Origin of the sequence: Burkholderia sp. SIMBA_062, assembly GCF_046534765.1 — a bacterium.
GTDB lineage: Bacteria > Pseudomonadota > Gammaproteobacteria > Burkholderiales > Burkholderiaceae > Burkholderia > Burkholderia ambifaria.
Window position 1 is genome coordinate 1 of sequence record NZ_JAWRYD010000624.1, and the last position, 236, is coordinate 236.

Genomic DNA, 236 nt, shown 5'->3' on the forward strand with positions numbered 1-236 from the left:
CTGCGCACCGCGTTCGCCTGGGCCGACCGCGAACGCCCGGTCCAGACCGTGCTGCATACGGTCGACCTGCCGTGGAGCTTCGTCGACTGGCGACACCGCGACGCGACGCGCCGCGCGCAGGACTTCGACGCGTTCCTCGCCGACGACCGGCAGCGCGGCTTCGATCTGCGCCGTGCGCCATTGTTCCGCTGCACGCTGATCCAGGAAACCGACACGCGCCATCGCTTCTGCTGGAG

Annotated in this window: 1 protein-coding gene; it reads left to right on the plus strand. The window is 70.3% G+C overall.

Annotated features, from left to right (window positions below):
- Window positions 1–236: condensation domain-containing protein (locus SB786_RS37680; RefSeq protein ID WP_410731770.1), on the plus strand; the 236-nt coding region annotated here is incomplete at both ends.